Origin of the sequence: Taibaiella chishuiensis (genome assembly GCF_003014535.1) — a bacterium.
Lineage (GTDB): Bacteria > Bacteroidota > Bacteroidia > Chitinophagales > Chitinophagaceae > Taibaiella > Taibaiella chishuiensis.
The window spans coordinates 92,598-110,910 of the sequence record NZ_PYGD01000008.1; the positions used below are offsets into that span (position 1 = coordinate 92,598).

Genomic DNA, 18,313 nt, shown 5'->3' on the forward strand with positions numbered 1-18,313 from the left:
GAGTTTTGAATTTTGAACTGTTGACGTGTTCGCCGTCATCCTGAGCGAAGCGAAGGATCTCATCAATTAGCCGGCTTTATTGGAGTGGTTGTGTATTAGAGAGTTCGTTGTCATCCTGAGCGCAGCGAAGGATATCATCCGTTAGCCGGCTTTATTGGAGTGGTTATGTATTAGAGAGTTCGTTGTCATCCTGAGCGCAGCGAAGGATCTCATCAATTAGCTGGCTTTATTGGAGTGCTGTGTATCAGCGGGAGGCTGTCATCCTGAGCATAGCGAAGGATCTCATCCGTTAGCCGGCTTTATTGGAGTGGTTGTGTATTAGAGAGTTCGTTGTCATCCTGAGCGCAGCGAAGGATCTCATCAATTAGCTGGCTTTACCAGCGAGTAAAGTAACAAGTATCAAGAGGACGATTGTCATCCTGAGCGCAGCGAAGGATCTCATCCGTTAGCCGGCTTTATTGGAGTGGTTGTGTATTAGAGAGTTCGTTGTCATCCTGAGCGCAGCGAAGGATCCCATCCGTTAGCCGGCTTTATTGGAGTGGCTATGTATTAGAGAGTTCGCTGTCATCCTGAGCGAAGCGAAGGAGCTCAGCGGTTAGCTGGCTTTATTGGAGTGGTTGTGTATTAGAGAGTTCGTTGTCATCCTGAGCGCAGCGAAGGATCTCATCGGTTAGCCGGCTTTATTGGAGTGGTTGTGTATTAGAGAGTTCGTTGTCATCCTGAGCGCAGCGAAGGATATCATCCGTTAGCCGGCTTTATTGGAGTGGTTATGTATTAGAGAGTTCGTTGTCATCCTGAGCGCAGCGAAGGATCTCAGCGGTTAGCCGGCTTTAATGGCGTGATACGTGTCAGCGGGAGGCCGTCATACACCGAAGCCCCTCCAATAAGGGGCTCCGTGTTCAAATATCTATCGTATTCTGCAAAACCACTCTCCCACTCTCTCACCTCACATATCTAACATCTAATATCTAATATCTCATATCTAACATCTCAAATCTAAACAAACACTTCCGCAGCCATAAACATAGCCTGGGCAAAAGCCTCCTCGTTCAGGTGAAGCGGAATGTTCTTCTGTTTGGCCCATTGAATGATGTTTTCAGTAGCTATATTACCCACTAGCTCGTCTTCTGCCATAGGACAACCACCAATACCTTTTAATGAGCTGTCGAAGCGCATACAGCCGCTATCGTAAGCCGCCTGTATCTTTTCCTCCCAGGTTTGGGCTGCCGAGTGGAAGTGCGCTCCTATCTCGATCTGTGGGAAGGCCGGGATCAGGTTATCGTAGATATATTTTATCGTTTCGGGGTTAGCCACACCCACAGTATCGGCCATGGCGATGATCTCTATACCCAGGTCGGTAAGCCGCTTAAACCACTGGATCGCGATCTCGGCGGTATACTCGTCGCCATAGGGATTACCGAAGCCCATGGAAATATAGAGTACCAGCTTCTTGCCGCGTTGCACGCAAAGCTGCTGCATCTCTTCTACCTCGGCCAGCGAAGCAGCAATGGTTTTATTGGTATTGCGTAACTGGAATGTTTCAGAAATGGAAAAAGGGAAGCCCAGGTAACTGATCTCGTCGTACTGTACGGCGTCTTCGGCGCCGCGTTTATTGGCGACAATGGCCAGCAGTTTTGTGGCACTGTTGCTCATATCCAGCCGGCGCACCACCTCTTTGGTATCGGCCAGCTGAGGTATTGCTTTAGGCGAGACGAATGATCCGAAATCGAGCACATCGAAGCCTACTTTCAGCAACTGGTTCAGGTAATTGATCTTCTTTTCGGTAGGGATAAAATGAGCCCAGCCCTGCATAGCATCCCTCGGGCATTCTACTATCGTGAATTCAGACATTGTACATAATTATTTTACAGGGTAAAGATTAGCGGCTCAAAGTTAATTTTTATTTTTACGTAATAAAATCAATCCTCGTTATGATCTTATCCACAACAGGCTCGGTAGACGGCAGGCCGGTACGCGAATACAAAGGCATCGTATTTGGAGAAACCATTATCGGCGCCAATATCTTTAAAGATTTCCTGGCGGGTATCCGCGATATTATCGGCGGCCGTAGCGGCGCTTATGAAAAAGTACTGATGGAAGCCCGCGAAACATCGCTGCGCGAAATGCAGGAACGTGCCGCACAACTGGGCGCCAATGCCGTTATCGGTATCAAAGTAGACTACGAAACACTGGGCGCCGGCAATGGCATGATGATGGTGGTTACTTCGGGTACGGCAGTTGTATTGTAAGTGCTTTAGATACCCAATACATCCTGCATGCTGAAGATACCTTTGCGCTGTTGTATAAACTCGGCAGCCAGTACCGCGCCAAGGGCAAAACCTTCGCGGGTATGCGCCGTATGGGTTATTTCGATGTCGTCGATGGCGGAGCTATAGGTAACGGTATGCGTACCCGGCACCTCGTCGATGCGTTTCGAAACAATAGCCAGTTCGCCGGGCAGGGTTGCCTCATCTTTTACCCAATGCTGCTTACGATCCAGTTGTTCCAGTATTTGTTCGGCTATGGTTATGGCTGTACCGCTGGGTGCGTCTTTCTTTTCGGTATGATGGATCTCTTCTACCCGCACATCGTATCCGGCCTGGTGCTGCATCAGCTCCGCCAGGCGTTTGTTGACGGCGAAAAAGATATTGACCCCGACACTGAAATTGGAAGCCTGCAGGAAAGCGGTACCCGTAGCCCTGCATTTTTCTTCCGCCTGCGCCAGCTCTTCATTCCAACCCGTACTGCCACAGATTACCGGCAACCCGGCCTCCATACACAAAGACACATTAGCCAGGGCCGAAGCCGGGCTTGTAAATTCGATCGCAACATCGGCGGTCTTCAGCTGCCCGGTCGTAAACTGCTCGGGGTTGGCGCGGTTGATGCGCAGCACCACCTCGTGTCCGCGTTTAAGCGCTACCGTTTCGATAGCCTTGCCCATTTTTCCGTACCCGATTAAAGCGATTTTCATGTATTGGGGGTTTAGATATTAGATGTTAGATATTAGATGTCATCCTGAGCGCAGCGAAGGATCTTATCGGTTAGCTGGCCTTAATGGCGCGGTGCGTATGATTGTCATCCTGAGCGCAGCGAAGGAGCTCACCGGTTAGCTGGCTTTAATGGAGTGGTTGTGTATTAGAGGGTTCGTTGTCATCCTGAGCGCAGCGAAGGAGCTCATCGGTTAGCTGGCTTTAATGACGGGACACCCTATTTCCTCTTGAACAGGGCCATCTCTACATGCCCCTTCTTTTCATACTTGATCACCTGCCAGTTCTTGAAATAATAGTCCACTGTTTTATTCATGGTATTGCTGACATTGCTGTACCAGATATACTCGGTAGAATCCTTATACACATCTTTATAACCCGTGGTATCTCCCTTCAGGTCGATAATACGATCCGACTTGATCAGCGAGAAGGCCGTTGCCACTTCCGATTTGGGAATATCGTGATCGGCCATGTATTGCTTGAATTCGGCTCGTAGCGAGAAGAAAGGCAGGTGGGCCAGTGTGCCGTCCCAGCCCTGCGAATACTGGCGGGGATAGTTCCAGAAATGCCCGCTCAACTGGATCAGTACGACTGCGATTACAATGCCGTTCTTAGCCTTGACCTGGCTGTTGAGCAAAAGATAAATAGCCAGCAACGAAACGCTTATCGTAAAGGGCATGATATAACGGTGCACCAGCAGACTATCGTACAGGCAGAGCGGCAATGCCAGCACTGCCAGTAAAGCCAGGAAAAGCACGAGCAGGTTCTGCGCCATTTTTTTCTGCGTTACCGTCGCAAACCGGATACGGCCCATAGCCCAGCTTAACAGCATAATTCCGAATACCAGCACCATACCGATCTTACCGATATCGACCAGGCGCCATGCCAGTACCACCAGGTTGCGCAGGAAACCGCCTACGCCGGCCCAATGCTGGTAACCGCCGGCCCAGGGCCCCTGCGGGTTCAACCCGATCCAGCCCTTTACGGCATAGTGATACCCGAAATAGGCCATGGCGATCAGGCCGCCAGGTACAAAAGGCAGGACCTGCTGCAGGAGGTAACGGAAAAGTGGTTTGCGGTCCTTACTGACCTGGGCCCAGTTATAACTTAAAGCAAACAGGAAAAGGCCCATAGATACCATCATGGTACGCATACTGAAAAGCCCCAGTAAAGTAGCGGCAATGGTCGTATGTAGCGCCGAACGGCCCAATATGGCATTAAGGGTATACAGGAAAAAGGCGATCACCAGGATATCGGGCGATACCAGGGAGGTCTGGGTGATCAGTACCGCCTCGCTCAGCAATAACAGCGAGCAGAGAAAGGCTTTCTTTTTATCTTCAGGAAAAATACGGTCGCCCAGCTTTACAGCCTGGAACACGATCATAAACACAAAGGGCAACATAGCCGTATGGCATACCCAAAGGCTTTTGCCCAACACCTTCCACACCGAAGCCAGGTACAGGGCAAAGGTAGGCGGATGACCGCTGTCGCAGTAATCGGGCAACAGGAAGTAGCGGAAATTATGGTCGTAATACCAGCTTGGCTGATCGGAGGCAAACTGGATGGTGTCCCACATCAACGGATTGCGGGCGGCAACAATATAGAGGATCAGGTAAGGAACTAAAAGGAACAGAAACTTACGGTCCAGGATAAATTGCGTCATGATTACCCGGCGGTTTGCATTTTCTCTTCTTTCCATTTATTAACCCCGTATCCCGGGATCACATGTTTTTCGCTATGGTAGGAAGAGCGTACCAGCGGACCACTTTCTACGTAGTCGAGACCCATTTTATACCCTTCCTCGCGGTAGAAGGCAAATTCGTCGGGGTGTACGAAACGCACGACAGGCAGGTGCCTGGAGGTAGGCTGCAGGTATTGGCCCAGGGTTACAACATCACAGCCGTTATCGGCCAGGTCGCGCAACGCCTGCAATACTTCTTCTTTCTCTTCGCCCAGGCCAAGCATGATACCGCTTTTGGTACGTACTCCACCCTCTTTCAGGCGGCGGATCACTTCCAGGCTACGGTGGTATTTGGCTTGTATCCTTACTTTACGGGTCAGCCGTTCTACAGTTTCAAGGTTATGCGACACCACTTCCGGCGCCACTTCGATGATGCGCTGCAGGTTGTCCCACTGGCCCCTGAAGTCAGGGATCAGGGTTTCGAGTGTGGTATCGGGATTGAGTGCCTTAACGGCACGGATGGTATTAGCCCAGATAATAGAACCGCCATCTTTAAGTTCATCGCGGTCTACCGAGGTAATCACCGCATGTTTTACCTTCATCAGGTGTATCGCTTCGGCCACGCGTTGCGGCTCGTCAAAGTCCACGGGTTCGGGCCTGCCGGTAGCTACGGCACAAAAACCGCAGGATCGGGTACAGATATTGCCCAGGATCATGAAAGTGGCCGTACCTGCGCCCCAGCATTCGCCCATATTGGGACAGTTGCCGCTTTCGCAGATGGTATGCAGTTTGTGATTGTCTACCAGGCTGCGCACATGCCGGTAACCTTCGCCCGTCGGCAGCTTTACACGCAGCCAGTTCGGCTTTTTGGGCGGCGTTGCGGGTTCGGTTTTGGAAGCGGCCTGGTTTACCTGTGCAGCGGATATTACGGGTAATTCAATCATATAGCTAAAGTCTATCATTTGCAGGAGCAAATGAAACACAATTTTGAGGTAATAAAATAGTAACGCAATATTACGACCATTTCTTCAATTCTGGGGAGCCGGCGGCATATTCCTTTGCCTAAGCCTTCATAGAGGGTCTTTATATACGCCCGGCCATGCATGCTGTTACCAGCGTTTACCAAATTGTATCGAGGCATACATATTAAAGAAATAGGGCTTAGGATCGATACCCACCATTTGCGCAATCTTCTGGGTATAATACTCGCCGCTGGCCCCTACTTCGAGCGCCATAAGGCCTTTGCGGCCGGTGGCGAAGTCGAAATGCAGGCCGGTACGCAGGTAGAGCCCGGGTACAAACTTGATTTCGCTGAAGCCTTTGGAAAAAGAGGCTTTGCCGATAATATTATTGGGAGAGATAAAAGCCAGTTCGTTGTTCTCGGAGTACTTGGTATCGCCGGAGCTCGCCAGGTTGAGGTAATAAGGCTTGAGCAGGCCTGCGGAAAAGCCGCCCACATATACCCAGTGAATAGAGATGGTACCGGGATCGGGCTTGCCGGCGATCATCTGCCTGCGGCCATAGCCGAGTTTAAACTGGTAGAAATTATTGATCTTACCGAGGATATAGGAACCCTGCTGGAAACCGAAGGGAGCACCATTACTGGACTTGATCTCTTTGGGATGTTTGCGCTCGCTGAGCTCGAACTGCAACAGGCGTACATGGAACATACGGTCCCTGTTCTTCTGCCCGAACTCTTCACCACCTTTCAGGTAACCTTTGTCCACAAAAATACCATAACCGTCGGTATAGAGCCGTACGCCCCCGCTAAATTCGCCACGTAATGCTTTCGGTCCTTTTACTTTCGGCGGTTTTATCGCGGTATTCACCAGTTTGGTACTGTCGCCAAGCCTGTCCCGGAACTTAATTTTACTTGGCTGGGCCCATGCAAACGCCGGAGCCGCCACCGCCAGCAACGCAAAAATATATTTGGCCTTTATCTTCATTAATGGGAAATTAGCACCGTAAATTTATAAAAAAAAACTAAAATGACCGCTAAAATAATTTATAACGGCGATCTCAGGACAACCGCTACGCACCTGCAGTCCGGCACGGTAATCGAGACCGATGCACCGGTGGATAACCAGGGCAAAGGCGAACGGTTTTCGCCCACCGACCTGGTCGCCACTGCGCTCGGCAACTGTATGATGACCATTATGGGCATCGCAGCCAGGACGCATAATATCCGTATCGAAGGCAGTACCTGCGCTATCGAAAAAATTATGGCGGCAAACCCGAGGCGCATCGGCGAAATCAAAGTAACCTTACACATGCAGGGCCAGGATGCTTACACCGACAAGGAAAAGAGCATATTGGAACACGCTGCCGTAACCTGCCCGGTATACCTCAGCCTCCATGCCGACCTCCGGAAAACGGTAACGTTTAATTGGTAAACTTATTGTCCCAGCCGTAATAACCTGTTGCCTACGGCACAGTCCAGGCAGCCCTTACGGTCGCAATACCCGTTAAAAAGCTGCAGCAATGCCTGCGAGCGTGCTGCATCTTTTACAACAATACCCGCCTGTTGCCATTCCTTCGTAATACGGTTTTGCTCCGCCCGGAGCGATTGCAGCAACAGCAGGCTCTTATCCTGCAAGGCCGACCGGCCCTGTAAGCGGGCATAGAGGTATTGCATCGGCGCCACGGTATTGACCAGTATATTGTGCATCGCATCCCGGCCAATATATTTCTCCGTCGTCTCTTCCGTAATTTCCCCGAACCGGTAATGATTGTTCCAATACGCACTTGCATGCAGATCGAGCAAGGGGAACAGCATATCGGCATGCTCGATCTCCATCATACGGGCAAATAGATCCAAGCTCTTGTGGACCAGCATCGCAAACTGGGCGATGCGCAGGGTTGGAAAATTCTGCGGACGCAATCTCAGGAATTTCCAGTGATGGGCCGGAACCGGCTCCAGCAGGTATTTGCGCCGCAGGAAATGGTACTCCTGCTCCAGGGCGCTTTCGTAGGCATCGGGTGCGCGGCTGTTAAGTAAACCGGCCTGCCCGAACAGCAGGGCCTCGGTTTGTAAGAGGTTGTTGCGGTGCCGCGCCAGGATACGCAGCGGCAGGGACAGCGCCAGGCTGAGAAAGGCATCGCGGTTGGTATGAAAGCCGAAATTGGCTGCCAGGCGGTAATAAAGCAAGGTGCGCCAATCTTTACCACTTCGCTGCCACAGGTCCTCCCATTCTTTAAGGCGCAACTCCCAACGCTCGGCCAGCAGGCGATCGAACCAGGCCGACCAGATAATATCCGGCACTTTATCCACCTGGCCGGCGCACAAGATCGGCGAGGTCTTGTTCATCAGATAACGGTATTTGCCGATTACCTCCTGGTCGAGGTGTTGTTGCAGCACCATCGTAGGAAAAGCGCCGTCATCTACAGGTACATCGTGCTCATACACTACGTGCAGGATAATGTTTTTATAACGCGGATCCGTCATATGCCTGTGGCGGTACCAGTCGCTGCTACGGATATGCAGTTCGATATTGCCCGCCCAGAGCGTATTACCGATCTTTACCCGTGCACCGAGAAAGTCGGGACCCGCATCGAAATTCTGTACGCCCGGATGCATAATCACTACCGGTTCCCCTTCCAGGGTCAGCAGGCCCTCGGGCCGGTACAGCGTGTGTTTCCACAGATACTGGAACAAAGATTCATTCATACCCGTTTTTATAAAAAAGTGAACCGATCGCTGTGCCAAATATAACAGGAGCCTACATAAACAAAACAGTCGATTATTTCCCTTTTTAAGATTTTACAACTGTTTTACAATCAATTACAAATGAAAATAAAAAAGCAAACAAAAGCATAAGATACCTATACACATCAGTTATTTAGGTATCAGGCAATAACTAAATGCGGGTATCCGAAGTGTAACGGCAGGGACCACATGTGGTCATTGGGCAGGAAGGAAGCAACGGGGAATATGACAGGTACTTCTGTAAACCGGCGCATCGCATCGGAAAAAGTACGGGGTGTACCAGGAGAGCCGTATGCGTTTTTATTCCGGTAACCGGCAACCAGGGGAAACAAGCAGGGAAAAGGAGGCAGCTTAGTCGGAGGAAACAGCAGGTATAACGGTTTATAACAAGCCCGGGACGCATCCGGGCCGGATGCGATAAGACAGGGATATGGCCGGCGACCGGGAAGACCGGTTACGCTTAACCTGGCACAACAGGTATTAAGCGGCTAATAGTTGGTATGGAGAACCGGCAAAGAGATACCCATGTGCCATACAACGCATAGCAGTAAATCCTAGTTCCGGCGAGCTTTGTTTAGGCGCGAACAGGAAAATGCATAGACCTGCCAGCAGCAGGAATGCCGCGATGGATAAGAAATACAGGGCAATACTGCTCCTCCGGAAAACAAAATACAGCACGAATAATATAACGCTCCAGGCCATCAGGCAGAGGCCAAAATCTTTCCAATAGATCGTAATCATCGCCATGGGCGACCAGGAGAGGAACCAGGAGCTGAACACTACTATACACAAGGTACACAGGGCGGTGCATACATTCGTAAACACCTTGTAATCCATATTCATAAAATAAAGCAATTTGCTTTGTATGCTGCAAACCGTACCCATCACTCCGGACATTAACTACGGTCTGCACTTGTAATAAAGGATGGACGGATCCCTATGATCCGCCCGATCCAGGTGATTATACGATGGCCTAAGGCATTACCGGTACTGCATGGTATTGCGCCTGCAGTTCGACAATGCTTCTGCCCTGGTTCATATCGATCGCAATGATATCCTTGCTCGTAAATTCCCAGTTAGCCAGGTCCAGCATGCATACGCGGCGGTCCTGGAAAGTATGGAAATAGTACCTGCGCTGCTGCATATCGCTGGCTGCAGTCCATAAAGTATACTCGCAAATGGTTTGCTCCGGCTGGTCCTGTGTAGCCGGTACCACTTGTCTTACAGAACCAAAGGGTATGTCGAAGCTATTGAGGATATGGAAAGCCTGGTCTACGGCCAGCTCATTCGTATCGGCAGGCACTGCAGCCTGGCTATGCGCTACCGCACGTATAAAGCGGGACGGAGAAGTGATATCGCCGGGCAGACCGATGAAGCCCGAACCTTGCCCGGTACCGTAGATTTCAGGCCCTTTTGCACCGGTATTGGTTACGTTGTGCAGCTGGATGCCGGTACGGGTATAAGGCGTAAGGGCCACATAATTACTGAGGTTGATCCAATGCCAGTTCAATTCCGGGTTATTGGTCAGTACACCGATAGGGTTATCGTGGATGTGCACCTGGCCGTTTACATGCTCCACTACGAGGGCATTACCTGCCGCATCGTGGATATTGTAATGCAGGGGCACAGGAATAGTGGTCTGCAGTGCTTCGGCCGCGGCCGGAGCGATACCCTTGTTGACCTTCAGGGTCTTTACGGCTTCTTTTACTTCGGCTACATTGGCGCAGGTCGACAGTAAATAGGTAACCACATCGGAGGAGCAGACCGACTGCCCGGCTTCCGCAGCTGTAACATCCATATAACCGGCGCAGCCTGTAAAATAGAAGGCGCCGGCCGCAAGCCCTTCCGAGTTAAGGCCATCGGTAAGGATGTTCAGGCCCATGGTATTGAGGCCGGTCATATTGTACTTCGCAGTCCAGGTCATGCCTGGCTGATCGCCGGTAGGACCTACGCCGGTAAAGGAGGTTCCTTTTGGAATAACCAGCAGCTGGGATTGAAGATCGATACCGAACTCGAGGGTACGCGCATACACGGGCGCACCACTTTTCGTTTTAACTTGAATACCTGTACACATAATGGTTTGGTTTGGTTTGGTTTTGGTTTGTTTGGTATTTTGGTTTCAGAAAATCTATGGTAACGGCAACCTTGTTTTCCAGCCAGGCGAAATGCACACGTCCTTTCTTTCCGGCAGGAGCAGCAAAATTTTCCCTGTTCAGTAACTCCGGGGCATTATTGCTGTGCGCAACAAAAACCCGCATGCAGCGCTATCGCCTGCCTCTTGTACACAAAACCGGAATGAAAAATTTTACGGATACCTCCCGCCCGAATAAAAAGCGCCTCATCAGGAATACCGGGCACAAAAACCGGGTAATCGGGATGGCTGAATTGGGTGCAAACTACAAATCTAATTATAACCCGGCAACCCCCTTTTTCGTCCCCCCTCCCCCTCCCTAAACAGCAAGAGACCGCCTTAAGGCAGTCTCTTTATAGCTGAACTATAGATTTTAGTGTATAGAGGAAAGCGACAGGTATGATAATACCCCGTGTTCCTAACGGATATTGCTTACGCTGTTCTTAGCAGTGTCGTGCTTCGTTTTCAGCACATTACTGATGCTTCCATATTCGTTGCCTTCCGGCTCCGTAACCGGTGGAGGTAAAGTACCCGGAGCATTTGCCGTGGCCTCACCGCCGGTCACCATCAATAGTTGCTGCAGCGAAAGCACCTTAATGCTGCACATCGGGTTTTGATTTTTTTGTTTCATCGTAAATGTGTTTATGGTTTTAACTCCTACTTGTTCGCAAAAGCGTGGGTTTCGGAAAAGGCCCGGGTAAATATACATTTTTTAAATAGGAAAATAGGGTCCGGCTACCGGTGATTACCCCATTCCCCCAAAAGCCATAACCCATTTACAGCCGGGTACGGTGCAGTACCCGTTATGCGCTTTTGTTCTGTATCTTTATGGCCTGCCCTAAGGACTCTACCTGTTATGAATTACTGGAAGCACAGCCTGCTATCGCAAAAGAAGTTTAAAGGCGCTGCCGCCGACTACCTGGAGCTCCACCGTTTTATGGACTCCAGCAAGCTGTTTTGTTTCCATATCCGGCACCGTATCCTGTTACACAATACCTATGGCATCGATCTCTGTATCCAGAAGTTCGGTACCTTACTTACCCATTCGGGCGGCGAAAAGCTGCTGGTGCGCGATATAGCCGCCGAGCATTGCAAGGAGGACCTGCTGGGCGCCGTTCCGACTTTAAACCATTGGTTTAAATATGCGGATGCCGGCCTGGCCGATTATATAAAACCGGTATACCCCGCCGACAGTACACTGAAAGAGTTTATACTGCGCCCCTTGCTGATGTCGGGCTTAAAGTCCACCCTGATCATCACACACAGCAATTTCGGCATCTACCTGGCCAAAGAGTTGCTGGGCCTCGAATACGCGCTGGAACTCAGTCAGCATATTGCAGGTGTGCCTGTCAGCGAACTGCTCCAGCTTATCCCGCTCAAAGAACGCTGGCAATATACACCCGATCTAAAACAACTAAAAGACCTGGAGGATGAGCATCATCAATAAGTTACTCCGTTTGTTTACCGGTAATAAACAGCCGCAATCCGCTGCTGCACCGGATCCTGCTGTTCCAGGCATGCCTTTCTCCTGGAGCAGGAGTAATGATGAAGAGACGCGCGCGATGGAGCTGCGGATCAAAGCATGGCTGGTGGCCTGTCTCCGCCGGCAAGGACCGATGCCTTTCTCCTGGGAAAGTGGCAGCGACGAGGCCTTCCTGTCGTTCAGCGAGCCTGCCGGGGCCGACCAGCAATACTTCTACGACCTCGAAGATTACCTGATCCGGAAACTGGACATCCCTTCTGCCGGAGAGTTTGCTATGAATGGCAACGGTACGGTACGGATAACCGGCAATACCGTAAAAGTGCAATACAGCTCTGTGCTCAGGGAACTTATCGACTATGACGAGGTTAACGAAAAGGAAGTATACGGAGCCGAAGAGCAGGACAGCGGCGAGCTGGTCCTGTTTACCATATAACAGGATACCCGGTCAAAGTCCTATTCAGATGATGTTTCGTGGTATGCCTCCGGGCTTAACGCTTTTTACCCTATACCCTTTTGCCGGTTACCGGTTTAATCCCTGCCCAGCTTATGAACAGCAACACCTACCGGCGTTATATTTGCGGCGCCATCTTGTTGGCCCTGCTGCATTTTTCCGTATCCGGCCAACAGTCGGTACAGCCCGACTGCGCCCTCTGGGCGGCCTTTTTAAACAACAAAAGCGTAAAGAAGGATTTTGCCCGCAATAGCGGCCCGCAGGTGATCACGGTAACACCCTCCGGGTTAGCAGACTGCCCGGCTTCGGCAGATACCTCGGTATTCCTGGTCGATAATGCCTTCAAACGCAACAGCACCTCCCGTTTATATGCAGACCTGGATTACCGGGAGGATAAGGATCTTTACGTGGTGAACCTAAACCCGGTAGTGGCTATGGTCGTATGGACCTACCGGTTCCGCAAGACGAAGAAGGGCTATCGCCTGGTATCCCATGCGATGAGTACGAGCCGGTAAAAGAGGTTACACCGTTATGATCAGCTCCCTGTCGTAACCATTGTATTTTTCGTCGATATAGCCGTGGGGATTACAGATGATTTCTGTTCCGGCAATCGTATATCGCGAAGGGGTATGAATATGGCCGTGGATCCAATACGCAGGCTGGTACTGCCTGATCAGGGACTCCAGGTCGGAAGCATAAGCAGCCGATAACGTATCGTTACGATACTGCTCCGGCAACGACCGGATACTGGGCGCATGGTGGGTAATTACGATATTCTGCCTGGCTCCGGACTCCGCCAGGCTCCGCTCCAGCCAGGCTCTTGAGGCGTGGTGGATATTAAAAGTGTCTATTGATCTCAGTTTGGAATACGAAGGATATCTCCTGATCCTTTTATAGTCGTTCATCTGTTCCTGGCAAATAATACCATAACTCCTGGAATCGCCGAAGAGGGCGAAATCGGTCCAAAGGGTTGCACCATGAAACCGGATCCCCTCCAGCTCCACGCTATTGTTCTCCAACACGATGATATTCGATCCCTCCGCTGCGGCAATAACCTGGTGCAGGGCTTTCGGGTAGGTGCCTTTATAATACTCATGATTGCCCAATACATAAATGACCGGCTTATCCGGTATCTGTTCCTTGATCCATGCTATTCCTTTAGTGCCCAGGTTTACGTCGCCGGCAAATATTACCAGGTCCGCATTCCGGAAGTCCAGGAGCGTTATGCCGAACTCCTGGTGTAAATCGCTTATGATCTGTATCTTCATTTACCTGCTTATCCTCCCCTTTTTAACCGTTATCGGATCCGGCTGATAAAAATACAAAATACAGGCAAAGGAAGAGCGGCAGTCTAAAATTAGACTGCCGCTTGTTCACCATTTTCCAAACCAAATATAAAAACTACCAAACCATAAACCGCTTAATTTCTTTTGCGCAGCATACCAATCACTACACCAATAATCACCAACACCACCACTACGGCAATGATACCGGTATAAGCGCCGGCTTTAAAAATGCCCCCGATTACCGAACAACTGGTAAACAATAACGGCAACAGGAGGAAGAGTAATGCAAGATTCCTTTTCATAAAACGGATTTTAGGGGTAAAATAATAAAAGGAGCCGGCCGGTAAAGCCCGGCGCGTTTTGCTGCGTCAGACATTAAGCTGTCCTTCTATCGAATCATCGAGCGTTTTGCCGATCGCTGCACCTACCAACATTTTTATACCCGCAACAAAATTGCCGCTCTTATTATCCCAGTAGTACCCGGTTGTAGGGCTTACTTTAATCAGCGATATGCGCGGGTCGTCTTCACCTTCCGTAAACCAGGTTTTCATTACCGGTTTCCAGAGTTCTTTTATCTTTTGTTTATCCTGGAGAATCACGGCCGTACCGGCCAGGTACATAAAACCCGAATGTTCCGATCCTTTGAAATAGAGCTTCACTGCGGGTTTCATAGCGATCTCCTGGTTGGTATGGCTGTCATTAGCGCTCACCAGCCAAAGGTCGCCGTTATCTGCTACCTGCTGTATACTCATCGGTCTCACCCCCATGGAGGGGCCGGTTTCGGCATCGGTACAGAAGAAGCACACATCCGATTGCCCGACCAATTCTTTTATTTTAGCGATCGCCTCCTGGTTATTTAAGTTTTCGAAGTTATGCTCCGGTTGATTTTCATTAATGCTGTTCATTGCTGTTGGTTTTGTTACCGGATTAACACAGCAACGCACAGAATGTTCTGATTATACCTGTTTTAAAAATCATAAAACAGGATTAGCCGCAGCAGGAGGCTACCATAAGACGGGTTAAGGTTCTGCTCTAAATACCTTTGAGGGAATGTCATATTGATTGTCACGCTCATCTTTTATAAGCACATCTGAAAGCACCAGTTCATCACCCGGTTTAAAACGTGGAAAAGTGCTTCTGACACGGGCAGAAAGCAAACTACCCATCGCTAGCGCGGGCGTGTCGCCCGTGCACCGTAGCTTGCGCGGGTACCGACCGTGCTTCTGCTGAAGCAGGTTAGACTATCTAAATATATCACGCAGTTATAGTTATTTTAACCAGTCCCGGACGGCCTGCATAGTCTGCAGCGCTGGAATATTTCCAATGATAAGCTTGTACTACAAAACCTGCTTTAACCGGATTTTCATGAATGTAACGTACCTTCTGTCCTAATATTGCCGCACTCCATAACTCAATTGGCTTATTGTGATGTTGCCAAAATTGCTTATCAGAAACACTACTGTTTTTACTGGCAGCACGCCGCTGCATCCACATAATCCAGGCACGTCTACTCTCTCCTATATTCCCGGCTATAGCTTTACTCAGCTGCTTCGAGGTATACTCTTTGAATCGGCCTAACATCTGATCCGGGTTGCCTTTTGTAGCACTAAATATTAAATGAATGTGGCTCGGCATAATACACCAACAAAATATTTCCATACCTAAATGATCCGAGCAATAATTCAGCCTATCGGTTACAATAACAAAATATTCTTCCCGGATGAAAACATCGATCCAATTTATGGTTGCAAAACTTACAAAATATATACCCTCGGGATTATGAAATTTATACTTTCTGCTCATGCTTTTTATTTAAAATAAAAATACAAAAAGCAGAAGCGACAACCGGTTTGTTGTCGCTTCTTAAACACTTATCTATTTATAACGTGCATGGGCGACACGCCCGCGCTAACAAAGGAAAAAATACACACAGCGCGCTTCTACAGGGACAACAGGCAGGTAGCGCTGCTAGCTCAACAATAAATGATAACAAAACCGGACGACCTTGTTCCCGCTGTTCATTTTTACCATTAGATTGAGGTAACTGTTTCTGTATCTAAATACATATCTGCAGTAAGTATTGCCATCCCTGGTGTATGGGTCGTAGCAAAACACTTCCATCCGGGCTCTTTTTACAAAAACCTTTTTGAATACACTTGCCTTTTTGCAATTACTTTTTTCAACGGTTTCAAAATCGATGATATCTTCTTTAAAGGCTGATTTTTCATCCCGGAAAATTTTACACTGATCATCCCAAAAAAAACCGCTATAAGCCTTCTGCCTGGCTATACTGTCCTGGTGATGCGCTATAAAAACAGGCCGGAATTGTTTGTTTCCGTAGTCCGGGAATCCCGATTTTAAAAAAAAGCAAAAATTATTCTTGACAAAACTATCGGCGGCGGAATTACCGTAAGCATGTTTTGTAATAAAAAAAATAAAGCTCAAAAAAATAGCGATACGCCCGATATACATTGGATCCGTTTATTTATTGGTATTAAAACTACTGCCCTTGCTCCATGAAGCCGTACCGGGATCAGCTACACGCGCACACCAATTAAGGTGCGGCAAAAGGACGTATATAAATATAGCTGTTTGCATCAAGGATACTACTCTTACCAGTTAAAACAGCCGAAGGCGTTTCGGTATACGTGATAACAACCCTGGGCTGTTGATCAAAAGCAAAACAAACCGAATCCTTGTAATAATCTATGGCAGCTAAACCGACCGTTTTCATAAAATGTTTCGCAAGCGCCACCTGTTTTTTATCAAAAAAATCGGAGTCTACAAACCGTGAAGAATCGGTGTTATAAGCAGTGCAGGAAAGCCATAATTCCCCCCTGATGGTGTAGATGGCGGAAAACCCGTTACAGGCACAATTGCTTTTAAACAATCCATCCTTTAAGGAATAAAAATAAACGAAGTCATTTTTGTTGGCACTGTGCTTTGCTGCACAATCTTTCCTATCTGCCTCCGGCCGCCGGTCAACACAAGCGCCGGCGAAAAAGCAACAAAAGCCAAGCCAACAAACAACCCTGCTTCCCCGGCGGAAAATGCCGTCGGTAGTGCACGACTGCGGTGCGCTCATGATCTTTTTTGCTTTTCTGAACATGGCCTGCTTCGTCCTATTGATATCCATACAACAAAGTACATAGAATACCCTAAAAAACGGGCAGGGAATATAAAATAATGCAGCACTGTTCCTGGTATATCGATACAGATCCTTGGTCCTTCCGGCGTACCTGGTGCTAGTCCAGCCGTTTGATATTCTGGATGGCGATCAATGGTGTAAACTGCTGATCATATTCGGGACGGCTGTAGATCTTTTGCACGGCATCCATACCCGATATTACTTTACCGAATGCTGCATAACCGGCGCCATCGGGATTGTTCTCCCCGCCAAAATCGAAGCCGGGGTCATCTTTGAGGCAGATAAAGAATTCAGAACTGGCGGTTCCGGGAGTATTACGAGCCATAGACAAGGTGCCTGTAAGGTGATGCAGCCCGGTTTTATTGGTCGGTTCGTGCGGGATAAGCGGCAGGCGATCGGCAATAGCGGATTTGGAACCCCAAAGACCGCCCTGGATCAGGTGACTATGCGGAACGCCGGACACCTGGTTATCGTCTCTCAATACCCGGTAAAAGGTGGTATTGCGGTAATAGCCCGAATCAACATTACGGAGAAAGGCAGCCACGGTGGCCGGCGCTTTGTCGGGATAGAGTTCGGCTTCTATATCGCCATAGGTGGTTATGATCAATATGCGTGTCCCGGCATGACGTTCCCGGCTGCCGCAACCGGAAAGCGCCCAGCCGCAAAGCATACAGAGCAGGATAGAGCAAATAGCCTTACGCAGGGAAACCGGGTGCCGTTTTTTCATACCCGCAAATGTAGGGCTTTTTGTGCATGACCTGCGCCATACCGCACCGGAGGCCGGTACACGGCAATCCGTCATGGATAAATTTATTTATATTTGAGCCTATCCCCGATTATGAAACCGGTCAACATCAATTTTTCAGAAGAAGCAAAAGCCCTGGTTGCACAAGCAAGGCTGGAAGCGATCGATACAGGAGATGCCTGTATTTCGGGTGTACATTTCCTGCTGGCGGACTGCCGGCTGCAGCAACAGCCTTCGATAAAGCAGTTTGTGTTTGCAGACGATGCCGCCTTCAAGGCATACTACGCAACGAAACAGGCGCAGCCGCCCACCATTTTTAAAAAGCTGGACAGGCAATCCCTGCCTTTAACCAAGGCTGCAGAAGCGATGATTAAAACGGCAGTTCGCGAGGCTAAGCTTTATGGAAGCCAATACGTGGAGCCGCATCACCTCTTCCTGGCATCATGCCGCAATAAAGACAATTTATTCACAGATAGCCAGGACCAGGATTTGGATATATACCCCAGGATACTGGCCTACTATAGAACACTGGGACTGCAACTACAGGCCAGGGAAGGATTTTCATTTGTACAAAAGATAAAAGAAATATTCCGCTAACTCCGGCTTTATCCACGACAAAGATCCCGTTGCCTGCACAACGGGACCTCTTCAGTAAAGCATTCCCCTATATTATCATGTTATAGTACAGATCGTAT

The 18,313-nt window shown here is 49.3% G+C and carries 23 protein-coding genes; 7 read left to right on the forward strand and 16 right to left on the reverse strand.

The genetic code is table 11. The annotated features are described in order from the left end of the window. Positions 1-996 precede the first annotated feature (996 nt). Complete coding sequence (locus tag B0I18_RS18440) at positions 997-1,851, reverse strand: hydroxymethylglutaryl-CoA lyase (RefSeq protein WP_219906005.1); 855 nt, start codon at positions 1,849-1,851, stop codon at positions 997-999. A gap of 80 nt (positions 1,852-1,931) precedes the next feature. Here B0I18_RS18440 and B0I18_RS18445 point away from each other — a divergent pair, with 80 nt between their 5' ends. Further along, positions 1,932-2,249, forward strand: coding sequence for a heavy metal-binding domain-containing protein (locus tag B0I18_RS18445; protein WP_106524225.1), 318 nt, complete (start codon positions 1,932-1,934; stop codon positions 2,247-2,249). Between the two features lie 5 nt (positions 2,250-2,254). On the opposite strand, the gene dapB is transcribed toward B0I18_RS18445, so the two are convergent. From dapB to B0I18_RS18465, 4 genes are all read right to left on the reverse strand, one after another. Next, positions 2,255-2,971: a 4-hydroxy-tetrahydrodipicolinate reductase gene (dapB, locus tag B0I18_RS18450; protein WP_106524226.1), complete on the reverse strand. Its 717-nt coding sequence runs from the start codon at positions 2,969-2,971 to the stop codon at positions 2,255-2,257. Positions 2,972-3,207: 236 nt separating this feature from the next. Next, on the reverse strand, positions 3,208-4,650 hold the full coding sequence (locus B0I18_RS18455) for a hypothetical protein (protein WP_106524227.1): 1,443 nt from the start codon (positions 4,648-4,650) through the stop codon (positions 3,208-3,210). A 2-nt stretch (positions 4,651-4,652) separates the two neighbouring features. Further along, positions 4,653-5,612, reverse strand: coding sequence for a lipoyl synthase (gene lipA, locus B0I18_RS18460; RefSeq protein ID WP_106524341.1), 960 nt, complete (start codon positions 5,610-5,612; stop codon positions 4,653-4,655). Between the two features lie 165 nt (positions 5,613-5,777). Continuing rightward, complete coding sequence (locus tag B0I18_RS18465; protein ID WP_106524228.1) at positions 5,778-6,614, reverse strand: hypothetical protein; 837 nt, start codon at positions 6,612-6,614, stop codon at positions 5,778-5,780. 42 nt (positions 6,615-6,656) lie between these two features. Between B0I18_RS18465 and B0I18_RS18470 the strand changes: the two genes are divergently transcribed. Further along, entirely contained in the window at positions 6,657-7,061 is a 405-nt protein-coding gene (locus B0I18_RS18470) for an OsmC family protein (protein WP_106524229.1), read from the forward strand. Positions 7,062-7,063: 2 nt separating this feature from the next. Here the strand turns inward: B0I18_RS18470 and B0I18_RS18475 are convergent, their stop codons facing one another. The 3 genes from B0I18_RS18475 to B0I18_RS18485 form a co-directional block, all read right to left on the reverse strand. Beyond that, on the reverse strand, positions 7,064-8,335 hold the full coding sequence (locus B0I18_RS18475) for a DUF2851 family protein (protein WP_106524230.1): 1,272 nt from the start codon (positions 8,333-8,335) through the stop codon (positions 7,064-7,066). 519 nt (positions 8,336-8,854) lie between these two features. Continuing rightward, the gene (locus B0I18_RS18480) at positions 8,855-9,217 is read right to left on the reverse strand and encodes a hypothetical protein (RefSeq protein WP_146146802.1); all 363 of its coding nucleotides are present in this window, start codon (positions 9,215-9,217) and stop codon (positions 8,855-8,857) included. A gap of 130 nt (positions 9,218-9,347) precedes the next feature. Then, a complete protein-coding gene (locus tag B0I18_RS18485; RefSeq protein WP_106524232.1) occupies positions 9,348-10,448 on the reverse strand; it encodes a linear amide C-N hydrolase in 1,101 nt (366 codons plus the stop codon). 56 nt (positions 10,449-10,504) lie between these two features. Between B0I18_RS18485 and B0I18_RS24990 the strand changes: the two genes are divergently transcribed. After that, positions 10,505-10,828, forward strand: a complete 324-nt coding sequence (locus tag B0I18_RS24990) for a hypothetical protein (RefSeq protein ID WP_146146803.1) — start codon at positions 10,505-10,507, stop codon at positions 10,826-10,828. A gap of 95 nt (positions 10,829-10,923) precedes the next feature. Here the strand turns inward: B0I18_RS24990 and B0I18_RS18500 are convergent, their stop codons facing one another. Further along, entirely contained in the window at positions 10,924-11,136 is a 213-nt protein-coding gene (locus tag B0I18_RS18500; RefSeq protein WP_106524235.1) for a hypothetical protein, read from the reverse strand. Positions 11,137-11,361: 225 nt separating this feature from the next. On the opposite strand from B0I18_RS18500, the gene B0I18_RS18505 reads away from it, so the two are divergent. The 3 genes from B0I18_RS18505 to B0I18_RS18515 all read left to right on the forward strand — a co-directional run bounded on the left by B0I18_RS18505 (position 11,362) and on the right by B0I18_RS18515 (position 12,954). Then, on the forward strand, positions 11,362-11,952 hold the full coding sequence (locus B0I18_RS18505; protein ID WP_106524236.1) for a DUF6915 family protein: 591 nt from the start codon (positions 11,362-11,364) through the stop codon (positions 11,950-11,952). After that, positions 11,936-12,421 carry a hypothetical protein gene (locus B0I18_RS18510; protein ID WP_106524237.1) on the forward strand — a complete coding sequence of 162 codons (486 nt, stop codon included), beginning with the start codon at positions 11,936-11,938 and terminating at the stop codon, positions 12,419-12,421. Before B0I18_RS18505 ends, B0I18_RS18510 begins: the two co-directional genes overlap by 17 nt. A 113-nt stretch (positions 12,422-12,534) precedes the next feature. Next, positions 12,535-12,954: a hypothetical protein gene (locus tag B0I18_RS18515; RefSeq protein WP_146146804.1), complete on the forward strand. Its 420-nt coding sequence runs from the start codon at positions 12,535-12,537 to the stop codon at positions 12,952-12,954. A 6-nt stretch (positions 12,955-12,960) separates the two neighbouring features. Here the strand turns inward: B0I18_RS18515 and B0I18_RS18520 are convergent, their stop codons facing one another. From B0I18_RS18520 to B0I18_RS18550, 7 genes are all read right to left on the reverse strand, one after another. Beyond that, the gene (locus B0I18_RS18520) at positions 12,961-13,707 is read right to left on the reverse strand and encodes a metallophosphoesterase (RefSeq protein ID WP_106524239.1); all 747 of its coding nucleotides are present in this window, start codon (positions 13,705-13,707) and stop codon (positions 12,961-12,963) included. Between the two features lie 152 nt (positions 13,708-13,859). Continuing rightward, positions 13,860-14,027 (reverse strand): phosphatidate cytidylyltransferase, encoded by a 168-nt coding sequence (locus B0I18_RS18525; RefSeq protein ID WP_106524240.1) that lies wholly within the window; start codon positions 14,025-14,027, stop codon positions 13,860-13,862. A gap of 66 nt (positions 14,028-14,093) precedes the next feature. Next, positions 14,094-14,630, reverse strand: coding sequence for a pyridoxamine 5'-phosphate oxidase family protein (locus B0I18_RS18530; RefSeq protein ID WP_106524241.1), 537 nt, complete (start codon positions 14,628-14,630; stop codon positions 14,094-14,096). A gap of 349 nt (positions 14,631-14,979) precedes the next feature. After that, positions 14,980-15,528 carry an REP-associated tyrosine transposase gene (locus B0I18_RS18535; RefSeq protein WP_106524242.1) on the reverse strand — a complete coding sequence of 183 codons (549 nt, stop codon included), beginning with the start codon at positions 15,526-15,528 and terminating at the stop codon, positions 14,980-14,982. 165 nt (positions 15,529-15,693) lie between these two features. Next, positions 15,694-16,197, reverse strand: coding sequence for a hypothetical protein (locus B0I18_RS18540; RefSeq protein WP_106524243.1), 504 nt, complete (start codon positions 16,195-16,197; stop codon positions 15,694-15,696). A gap of 82 nt (positions 16,198-16,279) precedes the next feature. Further along, positions 16,280-16,810: a hypothetical protein gene (locus B0I18_RS18545; RefSeq protein ID WP_106524244.1), complete on the reverse strand. Its 531-nt coding sequence runs from the start codon at positions 16,808-16,810 to the stop codon at positions 16,280-16,282. 160 nt (positions 16,811-16,970) lie between these two features. After that, a complete protein-coding gene (locus B0I18_RS18550) occupies positions 16,971-17,600 on the reverse strand; it encodes a peptidylprolyl isomerase (protein WP_181358517.1) in 630 nt (209 codons plus the stop codon). Between the two features lie 111 nt (positions 17,601-17,711). Between B0I18_RS18550 and B0I18_RS18555 the strand changes: the two genes are divergently transcribed. After that, a complete protein-coding gene (locus B0I18_RS18555) occupies positions 17,712-18,215 on the forward strand; it encodes a Clp protease N-terminal domain-containing protein (protein WP_106524246.1) in 504 nt (167 codons plus the stop codon). The last annotated feature ends 98 nt before the right edge of the window (positions 18,216-18,313 follow it).

Excerpts from the sequence above, each read along its gene's own strand:
- B0I18_RS18440 (WP_219906005.1), bottom strand. The coding sequence starts at position 1,851 with ATGTCTGAATTCACGATAGTAGAATGCCCGAGGGATGCTATGCAGGGC.
- B0I18_RS18445 (WP_106524225.1), top strand. The coding sequence starts at position 1,932 with ATGATCTTATCCACAACAGGCTCGGTAGACGGCAGGCCGGTACGCGAA.
- dapB (WP_106524226.1), bottom strand. The coding sequence starts at position 2,971 with ATGAAAATCGCTTTAATCGGGTACGGAAAAATGGGCAAGGCTATCGAA.
- B0I18_RS18455 (WP_106524227.1), bottom strand. The coding sequence starts at position 4,650 with ATGACGCAATTTATCCTGGACCGTAAGTTTCTGTTCCTTTTAGTTCCT.
- lipA (WP_106524341.1), bottom strand. The coding sequence starts at position 5,612 with ATGATTGAATTACCCGTAATATCCGCTGCACAGGTAAACCAGGCCGCT.
- B0I18_RS18465 (WP_106524228.1), bottom strand. The coding sequence starts at position 6,614 with ATGAAGATAAAGGCCAAATATATTTTTGCGTTGCTGGCGGTGGCGGCT.
- B0I18_RS18470 (WP_106524229.1), top strand. The coding sequence starts at position 6,657 with ATGACCGCTAAAATAATTTATAACGGCGATCTCAGGACAACCGCTACG.
- B0I18_RS18475 (WP_106524230.1), bottom strand. The coding sequence starts at position 8,335 with ATGAATGAATCTTTGTTCCAGTATCTGTGGAAACACACGCTGTACCGG.
- B0I18_RS18480 (WP_146146802.1), bottom strand. The coding sequence starts at position 9,217 with ATGAATATGGATTACAAGGTGTTTACGAATGTATGCACCGCCCTGTGT.
- B0I18_RS18485 (WP_106524232.1), bottom strand. The coding sequence starts at position 10,448 with ATGTGTACAGGTATTCAAGTTAAAACGAAAAGTGGTGCGCCCGTGTAT.
- B0I18_RS24990 (WP_146146803.1), top strand. The coding sequence starts at position 10,505 with ATGGTAACGGCAACCTTGTTTTCCAGCCAGGCGAAATGCACACGTCCT.
- B0I18_RS18500 (WP_106524235.1), bottom strand. The coding sequence starts at position 11,136 with ATGAAACAAAAAAATCAAAACCCGATGTGCAGCATTAAGGTGCTTTCG.
- B0I18_RS18505 (WP_106524236.1), top strand. The coding sequence starts at position 11,362 with ATGAATTACTGGAAGCACAGCCTGCTATCGCAAAAGAAGTTTAAAGGC.
- B0I18_RS18510 (WP_106524237.1), top strand. The coding sequence starts at position 11,936 with ATGAGCATCATCAATAAGTTACTCCGTTTGTTTACCGGTAATAAACAG.
- B0I18_RS18515 (WP_146146804.1), top strand. The coding sequence starts at position 12,535 with ATGAACAGCAACACCTACCGGCGTTATATTTGCGGCGCCATCTTGTTG.
- B0I18_RS18520 (WP_106524239.1), bottom strand. The coding sequence starts at position 13,707 with ATGAAGATACAGATCATAAGCGATTTACACCAGGAGTTCGGCATAACG.
- B0I18_RS18525 (WP_106524240.1), bottom strand. The coding sequence starts at position 14,027 with ATGAAAAGGAATCTTGCATTACTCTTCCTCCTGTTGCCGTTATTGTTT.
- B0I18_RS18530 (WP_106524241.1), bottom strand. The coding sequence starts at position 14,630 with ATGAACAGCATTAATGAAAATCAACCGGAGCATAACTTCGAAAACTTA.
- B0I18_RS18535 (WP_106524242.1), bottom strand. The coding sequence starts at position 15,528 with ATGAGCAGAAAGTATAAATTTCATAATCCCGAGGGTATATATTTTGTA.
- B0I18_RS18540 (WP_106524243.1), bottom strand. The coding sequence starts at position 16,197 with ATGTATATCGGGCGTATCGCTATTTTTTTGAGCTTTATTTTTTTTATT.
- B0I18_RS18545 (WP_106524244.1), bottom strand. The coding sequence starts at position 16,810 with ATGAGCGCACCGCAGTCGTGCACTACCGACGGCATTTTCCGCCGGGGA.
- B0I18_RS18550 (WP_181358517.1), bottom strand. The coding sequence starts at position 17,600 with ATGAAAAAACGGCACCCGGTTTCCCTGCGTAAGGCTATTTGCTCTATC.
- B0I18_RS18555 (WP_106524246.1), top strand. The coding sequence starts at position 17,712 with ATGAAACCGGTCAACATCAATTTTTCAGAAGAAGCAAAAGCCCTGGTT.